This is a genomic window from Peribacillus sp. FSL K6-1552 (assembly GCF_038005205.1).
In the GTDB taxonomy this organism is placed as follows: domain Bacteria; phylum Bacillota; class Bacilli; order Bacillales; family DSM-1321; genus Peribacillus; species Peribacillus butanolivorans.
This window is the reverse complement of the sequence record NZ_JBBOST010000001.1, coordinates 2,025,732-2,042,388: the sequence shown is the minus strand read 5'-3', so window position 1 is coordinate 2,042,388 and position 16,657 is coordinate 2,025,732. Positions and strand designations below refer to the sequence as shown.

At 35.1% G+C, this 16,657-nt stretch carries 18 protein-coding genes and 5 pseudogenes; 6 read left to right on the top strand and 17 right to left on the bottom strand.

The annotated features are described in order from the left end of the window. Nucleotides 1-24: 24 nt before the first annotated feature. Nucleotides 25-516: a DinB family protein gene (locus tag NST21_RS09855; protein ID WP_056526145.1), complete on the top strand. Its 492-nt coding sequence runs from the start codon at nucleotides 25-27 to the stop codon at nucleotides 514-516. Nucleotides 517-666: 150 nt separating this feature from the next. Here NST21_RS09855 and NST21_RS09850 read toward each other — a convergent pair. After that, nucleotides 667-1,057: pseudogene (locus NST21_RS09850) on the bottom strand (ERCC4 domain-containing protein). Here NST21_RS09850 and NST21_RS28750 point away from each other — a divergent pair. After that, a pseudogene (locus tag NST21_RS28750) lies at nucleotides 1,050-1,190 on the top strand (site-specific integrase); the annotation flags it as partial. The pseudogenes NST21_RS09850 and NST21_RS28750 overlap by 8 nt on opposite strands. A 694-nt stretch (nucleotides 1,191-1,884) precedes the next feature. On the opposite strand, the gene NST21_RS09845 reads toward NST21_RS28750, so the two are convergent. Further along, nucleotides 1,885-2,220, bottom strand: coding sequence for a hypothetical protein (locus tag NST21_RS09845; RefSeq protein WP_340888869.1), 336 nt, complete (start codon nucleotides 2,218-2,220; stop codon nucleotides 1,885-1,887). A 1,641-nt stretch (nucleotides 2,221-3,861) separates the two neighbouring features. Between NST21_RS09845 and NST21_RS09835 the strand changes: the two genes are divergently transcribed. Together NST21_RS09835 and NST21_RS09830 are read left to right on the top strand one after the other, a co-directional pair. Continuing rightward, entirely contained in the window at nucleotides 3,862-4,314 is a 453-nt protein-coding gene (locus tag NST21_RS09835; protein WP_340888868.1) for a hypothetical protein, read from the top strand. Nucleotides 4,315-4,376: 62 nt separating this feature from the next. After that, nucleotides 4,377-4,973, top strand: a complete 597-nt coding sequence (locus NST21_RS09830) for a VanZ family protein (protein ID WP_340888867.1) — start codon at nucleotides 4,377-4,379, stop codon at nucleotides 4,971-4,973. 73 nt (nucleotides 4,974-5,046) lie between these two features. On the opposite strand, the gene NST21_RS09825 is transcribed toward NST21_RS09830, so the two are convergent. The 6 genes from NST21_RS09825 to NST21_RS09800 all read right to left on the bottom strand — a co-directional run bounded on the left by NST21_RS09825 (nucleotide 5,047) and on the right by NST21_RS09800 (nucleotide 8,298). Then, nucleotides 5,047-5,985: a GH25 family lysozyme gene (locus NST21_RS09825; protein ID WP_340888866.1), complete on the bottom strand. Its 939-nt coding sequence runs from the start codon at nucleotides 5,983-5,985 to the stop codon at nucleotides 5,047-5,049. A 49-nt stretch (nucleotides 5,986-6,034) separates the two neighbouring features. Then, nucleotides 6,035-6,190, bottom strand: a complete 156-nt coding sequence (locus NST21_RS09820; RefSeq protein WP_340888865.1) for a phage holin — start codon at nucleotides 6,188-6,190, stop codon at nucleotides 6,035-6,037. Nucleotides 6,191-6,279: 89 nt separating this feature from the next. Continuing rightward, nucleotides 6,280-6,585 (bottom strand): hypothetical protein, encoded by a 306-nt coding sequence (locus NST21_RS09815; RefSeq protein WP_340888863.1) that lies wholly within the window; start codon nucleotides 6,583-6,585, stop codon nucleotides 6,280-6,282. A 46-nt stretch (nucleotides 6,586-6,631) separates the two neighbouring features. Beyond that, the gene (locus tag NST21_RS09810) at nucleotides 6,632-6,853 is read right to left on the bottom strand and encodes a hypothetical protein (protein ID WP_340888861.1); all 222 of its coding nucleotides are present in this window, start codon (nucleotides 6,851-6,853) and stop codon (nucleotides 6,632-6,634) included. Continuing rightward, entirely contained in the window at nucleotides 6,853-7,287 is a 435-nt protein-coding gene (locus NST21_RS09805) for a hypothetical protein (protein ID WP_340888859.1), read from the bottom strand. Before NST21_RS09805 ends, NST21_RS09810 begins: the two co-directional genes overlap by 1 nt. Before the next feature lie 18 nt (nucleotides 7,288-7,305). Beyond that, on the bottom strand, nucleotides 7,306-8,298 hold the full coding sequence (locus NST21_RS09800) for a hypothetical protein (protein WP_340888857.1): 993 nt from the start codon (nucleotides 8,296-8,298) through the stop codon (nucleotides 7,306-7,308). Nucleotides 8,299-8,783: 485 nt separating this feature from the next. On the opposite strand from NST21_RS09800, the gene NST21_RS09795 reads away from it, so the two are divergent. Together NST21_RS09795 and NST21_RS09790 are read left to right on the top strand one after the other, a co-directional pair. Next, nucleotides 8,784-8,987, top strand: a complete 204-nt coding sequence (locus NST21_RS09795; RefSeq protein ID WP_340888856.1) for a hypothetical protein — start codon at nucleotides 8,784-8,786, stop codon at nucleotides 8,985-8,987. A gap of 258 nt (nucleotides 8,988-9,245) precedes the next feature. Next, nucleotides 9,246-9,872, top strand: a complete 627-nt coding sequence (locus NST21_RS09790) for a hypothetical protein (RefSeq protein WP_340892489.1) — start codon at nucleotides 9,246-9,248, stop codon at nucleotides 9,870-9,872. 262 nt (nucleotides 9,873-10,134) lie between these two features. Here the strand turns inward: NST21_RS09790 and NST21_RS09785 are convergent, their stop codons facing one another. The 9 genes and pseudogenes from NST21_RS09785 to NST21_RS09745 all read right to left on the bottom strand — a co-directional run bounded on the left by NST21_RS09785 (nucleotide 10,135) and on the right by NST21_RS09745 (nucleotide 16,645). Next, entirely contained in the window at nucleotides 10,135-10,617 is a 483-nt protein-coding gene (locus NST21_RS09785; RefSeq protein ID WP_340888855.1) for a head fiber protein, read from the bottom strand. Beyond that, nucleotides 10,617-10,829: a hypothetical protein gene (locus NST21_RS09780; RefSeq protein ID WP_340888854.1), complete on the bottom strand. Its 213-nt coding sequence runs from the start codon at nucleotides 10,827-10,829 to the stop codon at nucleotides 10,617-10,619. The genes NST21_RS09785 and NST21_RS09780 overlap by 1 nt, the downstream gene beginning before the upstream one ends. Before the next feature lie 9 nt (nucleotides 10,830-10,838). Continuing rightward, on the bottom strand, nucleotides 10,839-11,225 hold the full coding sequence (locus NST21_RS09775; protein ID WP_340888853.1) for a major tail protein: 387 nt from the start codon (nucleotides 11,223-11,225) through the stop codon (nucleotides 10,839-10,841). Between the two features lie 38 nt (nucleotides 11,226-11,263). Then, on the bottom strand, nucleotides 11,264-11,650 hold the full coding sequence (locus NST21_RS09770; RefSeq protein WP_340888852.1) for a DUF3168 domain-containing protein: 387 nt from the start codon (nucleotides 11,648-11,650) through the stop codon (nucleotides 11,264-11,266). Beyond that, complete coding sequence (locus tag NST21_RS09765; protein ID WP_340892488.1) at nucleotides 11,650-12,015, bottom strand: HK97-gp10 family putative phage morphogenesis protein; 366 nt, start codon at nucleotides 12,013-12,015, stop codon at nucleotides 11,650-11,652. The genes NST21_RS09770 and NST21_RS09765 overlap by 1 nt, the downstream gene beginning before the upstream one ends. 93 nt (nucleotides 12,016-12,108) lie before the next feature. Continuing rightward, complete coding sequence (locus NST21_RS09760; RefSeq protein WP_340888851.1) at nucleotides 12,109-13,872, bottom strand: hypothetical protein; 1,764 nt, start codon at nucleotides 13,870-13,872, stop codon at nucleotides 12,109-12,111. Between the two features lie 414 nt (nucleotides 13,873-14,286). Beyond that, nucleotides 14,287-15,914 (bottom strand): annotated as a pseudogene (locus tag NST21_RS09755) (terminase TerL endonuclease subunit). Beyond that, nucleotides 15,911-16,211: pseudogene (locus NST21_RS09750) on the bottom strand (P27 family phage terminase small subunit). Before NST21_RS09750 ends, NST21_RS09755 begins: the two co-directional pseudogenes overlap by 4 nt. 105 nt (nucleotides 16,212-16,316) lie before the next feature. After that, nucleotides 16,317-16,645: pseudogene (locus NST21_RS09745) on the bottom strand (HNH endonuclease). Nucleotides 16,646-16,657 lie beyond the last annotated feature (12 nt).

The window sequence follows — 16,657 nt, the reverse complement described above, 5'->3', positions numbered from 1 at the left end:
GGATTAAATTGGAGGGAATAGAAAATGGATGTAAAGACACTTTTGTTACAACAATGGGCAAGCTGCTTAGATGAAGAAGACTGGTTTCCACCACTTGAAAAAGTGCTAGAGGATATTACTTTTGAACAGGCAATTTGGAAACCAGTTGAGGGGGCAATGAATTCCATTTGGGAATTAGTTTGTCATTTACTTTTCTATAAAAAGAGACTTCTGATGCGATTTCTTGGTGAAACAGCGAATGAACCCCAGGCAAAAGATAATGAATCTACATTTCGATTACCAACTGAGACGTTTCAAAATTGGAAGGAAACAAAACAAGAATACTTTTATGTTCATCGTGAACTGGAAAAAATACTAGCAAAATCAGAACATGAAGATTTGTATAGACAGATCCCTGGAGAAAGATCATTAGTGCTTGAACTGAAGAGTTTAGCATTGCACGACGCATATCATATTGGACAAATTGTATTCCTAAGTAAAATGCAAGGAGCTTGGGCAGGGAAACGCAGCTTTTAAAAAAGCTTCATTAGCTTTACAGTTATTCAATTATAGGGGGCTTTAATGGAATAAGAACGGGAACGTCCAAATCGGACGTTCCCATATTTTATACCTGAAAAACAACAATACTACTTAACAAAGCCAATTGATTAGTAGATACAGAACTGATCATATAAAACCTCTTTTCAACAACTCACGAGTCATATAGTAAAAATGATGGTAAATGTAATTGCCGGTTGCACCAGGAGCTAAGAAAACAGTTGAGAAATTATATCGAACTTCAAATGTTTTCAAGCTTCCTAGCAGCGACTTCGGCTTATATTTGCTCCGGTACAATCCGTTAAAATTTTTTGAGTATCCTTCCAGGTCCTCACAAATTAGGACAAAAGGATTTTTTTGAAACCCGAATCAACTCATTTTCAAACCAGTTACGATCTTTTATTGATTCCATCAGCTCGTCTACACCGTTTTTCCGTTCAATGCCGGCCGCTAAGTAAATATCCCGGGTGATACCCATATCAGGATTTTTCGGAATCATTGCTGAGTAATCCGCGGGCATGAAATATATACAAGAGCGTTTAGGACATGGCAGTATGCAAATTACAGCGGACGTATACTCTCATATTAGTAAAAAAATAGATAAGGACACTATGGGTAAATTTGAGCAGCATATGAAAAATGTCCTTGAATAATTTTTTCGGATTTTTTTTTGGACAATAATCGGGCAGTTGGTATATCCATTAGAATTAATGAAAAGATGCCCGAAAAACAAAGAACCCTCAACACCAATGGCGTCAAGGGTTTCAAAGCTTATTTTGATATTAATAAGTAGACATATATTGTTCGCGCTCCCATGGGCGAACTTGTGTGCGGAACATTTCTTCGCCTTTCGTACTTTTTCAGAATGATTCATATTGGTTGATTTAATAAGGTTTTATATAACCAATATACAAATTTCTATTAAGTTTTTTCAGCTTTGAATTATTATTATGTGGTCAGTTGGTGGTCAAATATATTTTTTTGTATTACAACAAAAGATGCATAATTAATGTTAACAAAGTTCTTTTGCCACGAGGTTTTTGGACAGGCAAGTTTATCAACACCTTATATCATCCTCAATTTTTTTCTTTTTAGACAAAATTAAAAAGAGTAGCAATTGCTACTCTTTTAATCTAAATTTCTAAGAATTTTATTTTTAATGCGAATCCCTTTTTTTACGCTTATCTAACAGATTAATCAAACTAGCAATAATCACTATAAAAATTGAAAACACAACAGCCTTAATAAAAATGAAGTCTAAAATAAAATAGGAAACCATTAATAAAACAACAAATAATAATATATGCTTCTTCATCTCATCATCTCATTTTTCACAAAATAGTATTTTTAGAAAAATGGTTCTACTATAGTGGACTTCTTGTATCTGGTCTTAGTCTGTCCTCCAGAACCTTTTGAAGATTTAGTAATTCTCTCTACTTTTTTGATTTCATAATTACCCATATAAGAACCTGTAGGGCCAAATTTCCCTTTGCCTAGTTCTCTATAATAATACTTCAAAAAAGTATAAACATTTTGAGTATCAGTCTCTACAAAATAGTAAGTTGCAAATGCTCCACCAGCTATCTTTCCAAGAGCCGCAGCTCCACCAGTAAATCCAGTCAGCCAAGTTGTAACACCTGCTGCAAAAGCAGTTTTTGTAGCCTTGGTGAACTTTTTATCCAATATGTTAATTATTATCATCAATATAAAAGTTTGTAAATGTTTTTTATAAATTATGGCAATTTAGTAATAAAAAAAGACTAGTTATGTATAAAAAAACGTTTTTTAGGGTCTGTCAACGGTACCAGACCGAAGTTATATAAATACACTGAATGGTGTAAAGCTACTTATATACCTTACAAAAAGTATGGAATTTAGCTATGAACCCTAATCCTTCACTTCATACACTTAGTCTTTAAAAACATAACCTACTATGGGAAATTAGAATGGAAATAAAGAAAAGTGTTGAATTTATTATAATCTTATAGTAACTTAGAGTGAGAAAAAGACTAAATTTTCCCATGAGGTTTCTTCATATAAGGATTCGGTTTTTAAGTAAAAAATTAAGATAGCGATGCGATAATATGTATATAAAAAGTTTTATCTCTTATTTCATCATTTATCCAATGATATTTGTAGGGGTATTTGTATCATTTAATATTTTTGAACTTGACGCTACCCCAGTTTCTATAAATGATGCTCTTCATATGACTTTACTTTATTATTTTGTAATAAGTGTGTATAATGTTTTGCCTACTATAAAAACTAATAGAAATAAAAAAGGGAGCCAATAATTGGCTCCCTTCAGGCTGTCGACAAAGTCGACAGCTATTTTTTGTATCAAGTTTAGCAACAATATATGATGTCCTTCTTTCATGTAGACAACTAAATTTGCTGGTTTAAAGATATGAAAACCCTCTTTTTACCAAAAACTTCTTTGAAAAAGGGGTTTGTCTACACACTGAAACCGCTACTCAAAACGAGTAAGGGCTTTTACTTATTTCACACGTAATTTTTGACCGACATAAATTTTAGAAAATAGAAAGGATTTATAACTATGATTTTAGGACAAAAAATTATTCTTATAAGTATAGGCATATTTTCATTAGTCGTGATATTACTTTTATTGTTCAAAACAAATAGGAACAATTTTTTTGCGAAAAACAATTTAATTAAATTGGAAAAAATTATGATAGCTCTTTGTATTCTAAGCTTCCTATGTACAATAGTTAATCCTTAACTTTCTGTTATTAATCTGGCATTGCAAATTTTGTTAGTAATAATTTTTTGCAAAATAACTATTAGATTTATAATTAATAAACCCAATAAGATATATTATTTAATCTTATCTATACTCTTTTTTATAATACTTGTTATTCAGTTGATAACTCCAATAATACTTTAAATAACAAAAAAGCCCTTCTCATTTGAACTGTGCCCCATTTTACGGACAGTATAAAAAAGTGCCTGCCTTCAAGGATTTTGTGATGAAAGTTAAATCCGGAACTAAAATGATTAAGGGCCAGTTTGCTTACTTCGGCGGAATTGTGAACAAATTGATGGCAAAGCTTTATTTTGATGAGGATTTTATAGCAGGATAACCATTTGCAGAGGCATTACTTATTGAGGAATTCGAGATTAAATTATAAATTGACCTCGAAATGTGAGAGGAAGAAAAATATCAATCCATTCCTACATACCATAATTCGGTGTATTATTTTATTCTAAAAAAGTAATAAAACCCCAAAAAAACTACATATTCATATAAATGTATGTTATATTATTTTACAGCAATGGAGAATTTTAGGAAAAAGGTGAACGAAAGTGAAATTAAAGTCGAAATTATTTTCAATTCTATTTGTGTTATCATTATCTTTTATAGTTGCAATTCCAGCATTAGCAGCTTCTTCCTCTTACGATTTTAATATAGTAGTTTCAGTAGATGGAAAAAACAAAGGAAACTATCATAGTTTAGATAAAGGCTCTGTTTCAGCTGCCGGCCTTGCATATTATACAGGATCTAAGAAAAGTTATGCTGCTTCTAAACCACCTGGACAAAATGTTAGTTATGCTTTGTACAAAGATGACGCAGGTGCAGATACATATTACGGAACTGTAAGTCAGTCTGTTAGTAGTTCTAGTACCCCGAATAAAGTTAATAAATTTGATAAAAAGTTTGATAAAGCACTTGGAGCAAAGTCATCTAAATACTACCTTGTAATTTATACTAGTGATACTGGTTGGAAAATATCTGGGGAAGGTAAAGTAAAAAATTAAGATAGAACAGTAAATTTAAAGTTTTAACACTCCATTGCCATACATAATAAGAGGTGTATCTTATGAGAATATATTTTGAAGATTATATAATTTTGGGCGCGGCTATTATTTGGTTACTATGCGTATTAGTATTGAAAATTATGTTAAAAAGAACAAATGCTTTTTTACTTTTCTTTACTTTATTCTATATCTATATTTGTGAATTAATTAAATACACGCAATTTCCTATTACTATTGTTCCTGAGTTTCGCGGTAACGTTGATATATATAAACAAATAAATCTTGTTCCGTTTGAGGGTATATTATATTACCCGGAAAACTTAATACTAAATGTAATAATGACAATACCATTCGGTTTCCTGTTACCGTTTATAATGAAATTTAATCTAAGAAAAATATTAATTTGTGCAATTACTCTACCTATTATATTAGAAGGTATTCAGTTCTTATTAGCCTTATCTTTAGAGTATACTGAGAGAAAAATAGATATTAATGATGTAATTTGTAATTTTATCGGAACGATGATTGGATATGGAGTATTTAAATTTTTTATTTATTTATTCACAAGATACATAAATAAAAAAAATGTACAATTAGATTTCCTTACTAACTATATAGCTAGTATTGCAGGTATTTCTAAAACAATAGATAGACATTGAAAAGCCACAATATCTGTGGCTTTTTTAATTTTGAACTATAGCCCAGTTACAGATACTTTTCAATTCTATTAAATTATTTCACACGTAATTTTTGACCGACATAAATTTTATCGATGTTTTTTAAACTATTCCAAGTTTTAATTTGAGATGTGGAACATCCATATTTTTTAACTAAAGCCGATACGGTATCGCCACCATTAACAGTATGATACATCTTATTGATATTTGTTGTTGAAACAGGTCCATTGACTTTAAGTTTCAGACCGATATTAATTTTGTCCGGGTTTTTAATTCCGTTAAGACTAACAAGAGCTTTTACGGTTGTATTATATTTTTTTGCAATCAAGCTAAGTGTGTCGCCTTTTTTCACAATATAAGTTGTTGCTGTGTTATTCGATGGATTAGAGGTATTAGGTGGTTTAATAGTATTTTCTGTGTCCGTGAAATCCCTATAGGCTACATTTAAATCTACCTTTGTGCTAATACCATTTATTTTACCTGAATCAGAATGTTGCCAAATATCTGCGCTACGTCCCAATGTGCTGTTGTATCGAGGAATCCACAAAGCATACTTTTTCAATCTTGATTCATCTAAATGATTTTCAAGAAAGGATTTACCTGTATATAGCATAGCTGTGTGTCCTGCATCTTCAATAGCTTCTAAAAATGCAATAGCAGCGTCAGTTAATATCTTTTTATTTGCACCTTTTTTATTTTCTTCAAGATCAAGAACGGCAGGGTAATTTAATCCAAAAGAACGGATAGAACCTAAGAAATACGCAGCTTCAGACTTTGCCTCTGTTACAGTAGCAAACTTAGCATAGTGATAGGCCCCGACTTTTAACCCTGCTGCCAAAGCTTTAGGAACATTATCTTTAAAATAGGAAAGCTTGAAATAACTCGTTCCTTCGGTTGCTTTAATAAATACAAACTTCACACCATCTTTTGCGACTTTTCCCCAATTAATTGCACCTTGCCAATGTGAAACATCAATTCCTTTTATAGTTGTCATATTAATATCCTCCTTTATTTTTATAAGAAAAGCCACCCAAAAGGGCAGCTTATTTTAATCCTTGTTTTTCTAAAGTCTTTTCTTGCTCTAAAGCTTTTTTTGTAAGTAAATATTGGTTCTTATAAACACCGTATAAAGCAAATGCTAACGGAACTGCCGCCAATAAAAAATTCAAAAAGGCATCTATTGTTTTTTCGTTAAACAACGAGATTTCAAAACAACGCCTGAAAAAATAAAAGCAGTGCCCCCAGGACACCGCCAACCATCGCTACATATTGTTTTGCTTTCTCCATTTCAAAATTCCCCTTTGTTTTCGATTTTATCAATTCGTTTATGAGCTTGTTTCGCACTTTCTTCATTTCGAATAACTCTTTCTGACAATGCAGTCCAACGCTGGTCACTTGCTTTAAAATCAATCCTAATTGAATCAACTGATTGACCAATATTGTCTAATTTTGTTTTAATGATTGCCGATTCTGTAGCATGACTTTTTACATCCTTATCTCTATTTCTACTAAACGTAAAAAAACCGATAATAAGACCAGCGACTGTGCATAAAAGCCCAATGCATGTAGTTAAAAACCCGATTCCTATTTCCAAAGATTTATCTCCTTGCCGATTTTTTATTTATTCAAATAAAAAAGCCTCATTCGGCTTTTGGCTGCAATCGAACGATTAATTTTGTCCTCACGACTTCCGTTAATGCTGAAAGAGCTTCGTTCCCTAGGTACTCTTCAGAATTAAGGGGAATGTAACCACTAAGATTGATGGTCCCCTCCGAATCCTTACTCTGGAACTGCACATTTACTGCAGATACTCCACCATCGGCATAACGGATATTAGTTGCTATGATTTGAATTTCCAACATTATTCTTCCTCTCCTTTTTCGTCCTCTACATCAACGCTAAACTGTTCACAAAGATAATCATAAATTTCTGAGGCTTGTGCCTCGTACTCTTCATCCTCAAATTTTTTCAATACATGTTTAATGGTTCGGATCATCTCACGATTATCACCACCTTCAATAACAAGCTTTTCAGCATTCAGTTCTTTTAAATCATTCGACAGGGCATCCATATCTTTAACGTCATATTGACCATCTTTTACAATCGCTTCACCCTTTTCATCTTTATGAGAGTGTTCCTTAAGCAACTCTTTTCGGTCATCTTCAACTACTTTCAGGCTTTCATTCATAAGGTTGATAAAATGCCGGCGGAAGCGCGAATGCTTTCTCGTCAGTTTTAGCTCATACATAAAATTAATTGCTGTCACTAATTTTCCGTTTTCGATCTCTACTCTCATAATTATTTCCTCCTTGAGTTACGCTACATTTAATAAGTCTTCTAAATGAGAAATTCTTTCTTCTTGGTTCTTTACTTTATCTTTTAAATATTGATTTTCGATGTTGAGCCAATTAATTTCATCTGCATGATTATCCGTGACTCCGATCAATTCTTTGACACCTTTCGCTAAATAAGAAGCAAATGCGTAAAGCTCAATTGAGTCTCCCCTTTGACCATGCAATATCCTAGGCATTTCATCGATCATTACTCCTAATCTCGATGGCGTACCAGGCTCTTCCCACTTGTACACGTAGGTATAAATATTTGCGTTCCTTAGAGTAGATAAGACTTCCTTGTTATATACTTCAATATTGGCTTTAGTTTCCCTAGATGAGCTAGGAGGCAAATGTTCACTGGCCCTTATAGCTCTCCAATTATCCGTTGTATTAGTTGCTGTCACTCTGACTTCACCATTGGAAGCAGGCCTTAAATACATGTGAGTACCTGTATTAACATCAACTGCATTCATATACCCAAATAACCCTCTAAAGCTTTGGTATGCAGTAGTGCCACCTACCGAGGTAAAACGGACCTCTGAACCAGCTTGTGGCCTTACATAAACATGAGTGCCGCCTGTAGATGTATTGCTGTCTAAAAAGTCCGCATATAAGCCCGCAGCTCTAAAGTTACGGTATATAGGATTGCTGTTGTTGTAGCTGCTTCGAACAGTAGCTCTTACCTCGCTGTTTGCGCCTAAATAAAGATTGTCTCCCGCGTTAGTAGCGATAGCATCTGCCCACACAAATTGAGCCCGCAGGTAACGATAAATTGGGTTTCCACCTGACCCATCCGCATATCCTTTATTGACTAATCTTAGCTCACCATCAACGCCAAAATACCCATTTACTGTTGATGTAACAATAGATGGGGTCCAAATTGATGTATTTACATTTATGCTAGTTGAGGCTGATAAAAATATCGCACCTCCATTGGCTTCTATGGTTGTGACACCTTCTGATGTAAGAGTCACACCACGCCCCAATGAGCTATTTACCGAAGAGAAAAACTCTAAAGTACCGGAAGCGTTAACCCCATCAACCTGAGTGGATACCCCAAAATCAGTAAAGTACAGTGATCGGTTTTCCGGGTCATTTCTGGCTCTAAGATATCCATTCTCAAATCTCAGTTTGATATCATGCGATTTTGTAGAGCCGCGCCACGTTATTGTGGTCTTCTTTAGTGCACCCTATGGAACTAAAGCACCCGGTTGTTGAAGAAGGTTTTTAACCTCCCCCTCAATTTTCCAATTTATTCAATCATTAATTTCGGATACTCTATAGATGATAGCTTTCTGAGTCTACAGCAGAATTGATTTGTAAAACAGCAAACCGCCTATATTTAGTAGAGATAAGCTCTTTAAAAACTAATCTACATAAACTATGAAGAATTAATAAAAAAGAAGGTGAATTTAATGCCTAATGGACAATCACATTCCTCATTTGTACCTTGGGAACAGTGGCATCAGCACCATCCTCACAGTACTTGGCAACAGTGGCATCAACAACATCCTTACGTACCTTGGCAGCAGTGGCATCAGCACTATCCTCATGGTTCTTGGCAACAGTGGCACCAACAACATCCTTACGTACCTTGGCAACAGTGGCATCAGCACCATCCTCATGGTTCTTGGCAACAGTGGCACCAAATGTATCCAAATAGAGCGTGGTAAATTAGGTGAAATCTCGAGGTGAATCAAAACAAAAGGGAAAAAGAAAGAACCAAAAGATAAAATACTAGCCTTAAAGGCTAAAAGGTTGCCATCAAGGCAACTATGTCCAAGATAACTTATTCCTTTTCTATATAGTATTAAAAAAAGGAGGTGAGAAAGTGAGTAAAAATAAGGATTGCTCTTCACGCAAGGATGAAATGAAAGTGAGCAAAAAAAAGGATTGCTCTTCACGCAAGGATGAAGAGAAAGTGAGTGATAATGAGCATAGCTCTTTACGCAAAGATGAAGCAAAATTAGGATCGGCACACCAAGAGTGTATTGACCGTGCTTATCGTATTCCCATATTTTTAAGTACGACAACTCATTTAAATGATAACCAACGACAGTTTCTAAACCGTCTAATTTTTGAGATTGAGAATGCTTTGCTTTTTCCACGTACATTACCTTTAAGCGAAAGTTATCCCGAAGCCATTTTAACCGATATTCGTCGGTTAGTTTCATCAAGCTATGGAATGTTGGCAGTAAACCTCCGTCGTTTTCAAATTAAGACAGTTGGCGTCAATGAGGGACCCCTTCCACCATCCACTCCGTTCTGGGAAGGATCAGTTTATTCACAAGTAGAACCTTCAATGGCTTTTCAATTTGGTCTACCCTTATTATTAGTAAGGGAAGAAGATACTGACGCAAATAATGGAATTTGGGCAGGAGGAATTGCCCCACTCAACCTATTTATAGTTTGGCATTCTGAAACTCAAACTGTAGATCAATTCTTTAACACTCCTGAATGGAGATCAGCCTTTGCAAATTGGAGTGCACAAGTAAGAAATGCCTTTTATATTCAGACAGAGCCTAAGTTCAAGTACAGTTGTGAATGATAAAACTGGTACTTTTGCATCAAGTCGATACAAGGTTTTGTTCACCCTTATATATTTTCGACTTATTCACATAAAAACAAATATTTCCATTTGGTTACCAATTACAAAATTGAACCCAGAAACAAAAGATTTACTTCATTAAATAAACAGCCTTTAATGAAAGTAATTCACCAGTTGAAAGAAGTGTCAAGGACAGTAAATTGTTTCTTTAAAACCTTCACTAAAAGTAAAAATTAAGATAAAGCAGGAATATTCCTGCTCTTTATCCTTCTAGTGTCTCTACTCTCGCTACTAATTCGTTCCATTGTTCTTCCGTCGGTAATCCATCAGCACCCTTGTCCCCTTTGTCTCCTTTTAAGCCTTGCGGACCCGGAACACCTTCTCCTCCACCTTTTACATTACGGACATAGCTAACAACCTCACCTGCATTTGCCGCATTTATTGAATACCCGATAATAGGAGGCGCATCCTCTCCAAGAGCTTCAACAATTTTTCCATCTTCACCAGTCCCAACAGAAACACCTGCTTGAATGTCTGCTCCCGCTTCGACCTGCCACGTTTCTCTATTCTTAATAGTTACATAGACCCCTTCGCCTTCTTTGATCGCTCTTGTTGCTAAAAAGTCAGGGACTTCTCCTTCTTGGGCTAAACGAATATTAATTTCATTTTCCTTTTCTTTGACAGCTAATACTACTAATCTATTAGCGTGGATATCTTCAACTACAACAGCTTTAAAGTTTGTCATTATCCTTCAACGCCACCTTGCTTTCCATCATTTGTTCCTCGATAAGGCTTGCCAAATATCTTTTGGAATAGAGAATCCCGGCTGTCTGTTACACCTTTTTTGTCAGCTCCAAACAGAACAGATTTTTCAGATGAGGCCCCTTCAACATAACGCTCCATAAATTCTCCAGTTACTTCTTCATCTTTGGTTTTACCGGAAATTTTAGAACGCATGAACATTCCTTATGTAAGCCCCACCCATTCTTTAGAGCCGTCCTCAAATGTCTTGGTAAATACCGCTGCCACATAAGGTGGCACATCCTCACCGCCAATGGAAGAAAGACCATCCACTTTTTCTAAACCAAATAAAATATTCTTATCCTGAATGGGTACTTTGTGAAATTGAGTGGATACTGTTACATTTCCACCTGAAATAGCAATTTCAGCTGTACCATTATCCCCATACGCCCTCATCGCTTCTTGCGGCATTTCTACCTCAATATTTTGTAGAAATTTAATCCGGGTAATTTCACCACCCGTAAATGAATGGTCATCGTCATCTGTTAAAACCGCATAATAAAATTCATTCACACCGGTTGATGCACTATAGCTTTTTTTCTCTTCTGCCAAATTAATCACTCCTATCTTAAATAATAAAAAAAGACACCTTATAAAGTGTCTAAATCGTCTCTATACAATTTCCCTCGATACTTTCTTGCATCTCGAAAAATACCTGTATCTTCATCCCATTCACCCGCACCCGTTCCTTGGGAAAAACCAAAGTTCCACATGACGTTGCGGATACGTCCGGATAATTCGTTTGTGGCCATCCTATTCTTTGACCAAACTTCTATTTGAAATAGGCAATCATATGTCAGCCATGTATCATCTGCGAAATCTTTAGGAAGAGGGACATCTAATGGATCTATGATGATATATGGTGCTGTAACATCTCCAGTTCCGGGAAACTCATAATATTTGATTCTTCCAGGTGCTTTCTCTTTAATATACGAGTCTGCAATCAAGGCATTATATATCATCCCTAGAACATCCATTAAATCCCCTCCCTTATCTCCTTTTTAATAGCCTCACGATAAGAACTTTCAGCATTCCGCATGGCTCTTGCAATGGCTCCTTTACCTCTAGGGTTCGGATTTTTCACTGTGCCAAATTCATTTAAATGAATGATTCTATAGCGACTTTTAGGTCCTTTCCAATAAACCTTTACAGTGCGAACGCCGCTCACCCACATCGGCTCTGATATTTTCTTTTCTTCATTGGATGACACGGTATCTTTAAAGGATGCAAATTGACTTTTTAGTTCCTTTATAAATACTTGGGCACCACGTTTTAAGGCTTTATCACTTAACTGCTGCGCCTTCATTTTTCCGATACGTCTTTCAAGTTCTGCATCATTAATGTTGATTTTTTAAACAAAGAAAAGAGACCACTTGCTGTGGTCTACTATATTGCATCCTCCAATTAATATAAGGGCGACACACATTATTCAAATTCAAAATTCTTTTCGAAGCTCGATTACATATGAACTGTCTACCCCTAATAGTTCCGCTAATTCGTTTTCTTTCGCATTTGGGTGCTCTTTCAGCAATTGTTTAAGCTTTTTCTTTTGAGATTTCCACTCTGCTTTCTGCAACGATTTTTCTTCTTTAGCTTGTGGTTCACTTTGATGGTTGGTTAATGGAGATGCTAGCCACGAATCAATTTTTTCTTTGTACTCAGTCAATGTTTGATTATTTTTATTGGTTGCTTTCATTTTGCCTTTTTGCTTATGAAGTTCTGCATTTTTTTTTGTGCTGTTTTCAAGTCTTGCAGCTAATACCTCTTTTAAATCTTTTAGCTGCACTTCTCGTTCAACTATTTGCCCGCTTAACGAATCAATTTTTTCTTTGTACTCACCAATCAATGATTGACTATTTGCATTGGTTACTTTCATTGCGTCTACTTGCCCGCTTAACGAATCAATTTTTTCTTTGTATTCACCAATCAATGATTGATTATTTTCATTGGTTACTTTCATTGCGACTACTTGCCCGCTTAACGAATCAATTTTTTCATTGTATTCACCAATCAATGATTGATTATTTGCATTGGTTACTTTCATTGCGTCTACTTGCTTATGAAGTTCTGCATTTTCTTTTGTGCTGTTTTCAAGTCTTGCAGCTAATACCTCTTTTAAATCTTTTAGCTGCACTTCTCGTTCAACTACTTGCCCGCTTAACGAATTAATTTTTTCTTTGTACTCTCCAATCAATGATAGATTATTTTTATTGGTTACTTTTATTGCGTCTACTTGCCCGCTTAACGAATCAATTTTTTCTTTGTATTCACCAATCAATGATTGATTATTTGCATTGGTTACTTTCATTGCGTCTACTTGCTTATGAAGTTCTGCATTTTCTATTGTGCTGTTTTCAAGTCTTGCAGCACTTACCTCTTTTAAATCTTTTAGCTGCACTTCTCGTTCAACTACTAGCCCGCTTAACGAATTAATTTTTTCTTTGTACTCTCCAATCAATGATATATTATTTTTATTGGTTACTTTCATTGCGTCTACTTGCTTATGAAGTTCTGCATTTTCTTTTGTGCTGTTTTCAAGTCTTGCAGCTAATACCTCTTTTAAATCTTTTAGCTGCACTTCTCGTTCAAATGCTAGCCCGCTTAACGAATTAATTTTTTCTTTGTACTCTCCAATCAATGATTGATTATTTGCATTGGTGACTTTCATTGCGTCTACTTGCTTATGAAGTTCTGCATTTTCCATTTTGCTGTTTTCTAGACTTGCAGCAAATGACACAATTACTTTTTCTTTGGTGCCAATTACTTCTTTTAGATCTTTTAGCTGTATTTCTTGCTCAGCTACTAGTCTGCTTAACAACCCATTCAATGATTGATTATTTTCATTGGTTGTTCTCATTTCCTCTATTTGCTTATAAAGTTCTGCAATTTCTTTATTGTTGTATTCAAGGCTTGTTGCAATTGAAGCTATATCTTCATTTTTTGTTGCTAATTCCTCTTTTAAATAAACTTCTCGTTTAATCATGTTAGCCACTAACTCATGAATACGAGTCGTATGGACTTCAAGTTCTGAAAAGTATTCATTATGATCACCTACAGCTATGTTTAAACCATGAATTTCAGTTAATACTACCGCCTTTTCAAACCATTCTTTTGACGTAACTCCACTTGAATTTATCATTCGCATAACTTTATTGTGTAAATCGTCACTGATTTTTACATCGAATGTTTTATCTGCCATTCCTAACGCTCCCTTTTGGTTACCTATTAAAGGCTAAAATAATAACTGCTACATCATAATTATCAAATCATCACTAGTCTCTTTCAAATACTTACTATAAAATATGGTTGTATTAAAATATTGAATAGACAAGCGTCTACTAAAATCAATAATTCATAATAAAAAGAAATAAATTCATCATCCAATCGATTTTAGGTTACAAAGGTCGCAGCAAATGATGGGATAGTTGTTTCATCAAATCTCCCTTTCTCTTAAGTAATAAAGGATAAAAGGCATGGAATATTAATTAATTTAGGCGTTTTAAAGTTCTTATTGAACTAACTGCCCCTTTAGTTCACCAAAGTAACACCTTCTTTCAATACCCTTCCCAGTTAGTTCAAAAAGAAAATCAACAACATCCTTTAACAGGGCCATTTAAAAATCTATATCATCCAAGGAAAAGTCCACATCATCCATTAAAATTTCATCTGCTTTAAATAAAGCGTGGCTAAATGCCTGGAATCCATCTGTTTTCCTTCTAAATTCGTCTTTTTTCAGATATTCCCATCCTTTTTAATGTGAACATAGACATTATTGGTATACCAACGCATGAGTGGGTTGTCATCAAAGATGATATTATTCTTAGCGAACATTGTTTCTAATCTTGGTGCTAATAATGAATGAATAGCTTTAGGATTACGGATATATTCTAATTCGAATCCCTCTGCTTCTAATGCAGTCCTAACTAAATCCAAACGGAAGGTATCAGCTACAATTTTCGTCAGTCCGTATAGCTCACGCATCTCTATAAACCAATTAACAATATAACGAATATCAATAACAGGCTCATCCACAATTGTGAGGTGTCCTAGGCTTTCCCATTCTTTGCTAGGTACTTTTAACTTAACAGTATCCAAAAATCCTTTACGAACGTATGAGTGGGATTTCCAAACTTAATCCTCACCGACTTTAAAAAACAACCCGACTGCAGCAAAGTCTTTGATATTGGCAAAATCCAATCCGCCTACACAGGTTCGGTGCGATAAGTCAGGGAATGGTCTGTTTGTGGACAAGATATCTTCCCAGCTGGGAACACTTTTTGCTAAGTCCACTTCCGGAAGATTCATCCGTTTGGTCATGAATTCTTCACGGTTAGATGGATTATTAACTAGTTGTTTAAATTGGGTACGTACCTTTTTGAATAATCCCTTTGCATAAGAACTTCTCGGTTCACTAAACATAGGATTCGCCTTTTCCCATACCTCGGGATTGTCAACCTCTTTAGGGTCATCAATTTTACATATGAAAGGGAATAGAGGGTCATCTAGGTCTTTACCTTCCAGGATGTTCATGGCGCGTTCTTTCATTTTGTCTAAGAATCCTTCACGGACATATCCATCCGTGCCTATAAAAAATTCCCTAGCATTCGGCACTTTTCCAAGTTCGCTAGAGAATACGTTTACAACATCAAAATTTTCATATCGGTGAATCTCATCATAGATCACACACCCATCACGAAGGCCATCTTTAGATCCTGCGTTCGATGTGTGGTATTGCAATACGCTTTTTGTATCATTTCCTGTTATTTCAACTTTTGAGCGATAAAACATGTCTTCCAATAATTCATGCGACTCGATTGTTTCATAAACCTCTCTAAAAGAGACCTTTGCTTGCTTTTCATTGTTGGCAACAATAGAGATATTGTACCTTGGGATACCATGCAAAGGACTTATAAAGAAATGACTCAATGCAGATATAAGTCCATTCTTCCCACCACCACGAGCCATCATGATTAGAAATTGCTCATAAAAAACAGCGTTATCCTCTTTATAAAAAAGAAAGACAAACGCCGAAATAAATATTTGAAAAGGCGCTAGTGGGAAGTACCATTTCTCTGCAAATTTTATAAAGTTTTCGATTAGTTCTTCATCAAAATATATATCATCACGTATCAACACGTGTTCTTGTAGATAATCAATTAACATTACACGCTCTTCATTGAGCTTGATTTTACCCGACTCATACAAGTCAATATATTTATCAACGTATTTATTTGAAATTATATAAGGTCACTAGCGCTATGCTTGATCTCCTTTTCACCCTCGAAACCAAATGACTTTTCTATACTCAATAAAGATGCATTAATCTTATTCCGTTCACCAATCAGGGGGGGCTTTAGTATAAGACTGGGATCCATTTTTCGTTGTAACGGATTCGCCCTCTTTGATAATGATTTTATTAACCCTTCTAAAAGACTTGACCAAATCGATATACCTTTCCACTTTCTCAACCTGGATCAAATCATCCAAATTTATTTTGTTCATTACCTGTTCTTTAAGTACCGTGATCTTAACCGCCATGTACCCACCCCCCTAACGTGAAAAATTGATGATAAATCTGAGAAAACGACCCCCTCCCCGGTCCCCGGGGTTTTTTTGATGATTGAAACAATTTGGTGGGAGGTGTTACCATCTCTCGTCATCCCATTTTTACTTTTTCTGTCTCTAAATACTCTATTGTGTATTTTGTTATGACAGTTCAAGCACAGTGTTTCCAAGTTATCCAATACAAAAGCTAATTGAGGATAATCTTCAATCTCATACTTATGATGCACATTCAACTCGATACTTTTCCGTTCACCCTCCACTTTAACTGAATCCACATGGACTCTTCCCTCGCGCTTACACTGTTGGCACTCATGGTTATCTCTCTCTAGAGCTTTGAGCCTTAACTTATTCCATTCACCTGACTTGTAAAACTTACGCTTCTGTTCTTCTGTCTTGTACTCTGCCAAGTTAACAGCAAC

Bases quoted from the DNA above. Each gene is read 5' to 3' on its own strand.
- NST21_RS09855 (WP_056526145.1), top strand. From the start codon at position 25: ATGGATGTAAAGACACTTTTGTTACAACAATGGGCAAGCTGCTTAGAT.
- NST21_RS09830 (WP_340888867.1), top strand. From the start codon at position 4,377: ATGAGAATATATTTTGAAGATTATATAATTTTGGGCGCGGCTATTATT.
- NST21_RS09825 (WP_340888866.1), bottom strand. From the start codon at position 5,985: ATGACAACTATAAAAGGAATTGATGTTTCACATTGGCAAGGTGCAATT.
- NST21_RS09810 (WP_340888861.1), bottom strand. From the start codon at position 6,853: ATGTTGGAAATTCAAATCATAGCAACTAATATCCGTTATGCCGATGGT.
- NST21_RS09805 (WP_340888859.1), bottom strand. From the start codon at position 7,287: ATGAGAGTAGAGATCGAAAACGGAAAATTAGTGACAGCAATTAATTTT.
- NST21_RS09785 (WP_340888855.1), bottom strand. From the start codon at position 10,617: ATGACAAACTTTAAAGCTGTTGTAGTTGAAGATATCCACGCTAATAGA.
- NST21_RS09780 (WP_340888854.1), bottom strand. From the start codon at position 10,829: ATGCGTTCTAAAATTTCCGGTAAAACCAAAGATGAAGAAGTAACTGGA.
- NST21_RS09770 (WP_340888852.1), bottom strand. From the start codon at position 11,650: ATGGATGTTCTAGGGATGATATATAATGCCTTGATTGCAGACTCGTAT.
- NST21_RS09760 (WP_340888851.1), bottom strand. From the start codon at position 13,872: ATGGCAGATAAAACATTCGATGTAAAAATCAGTGACGATTTACACAAT.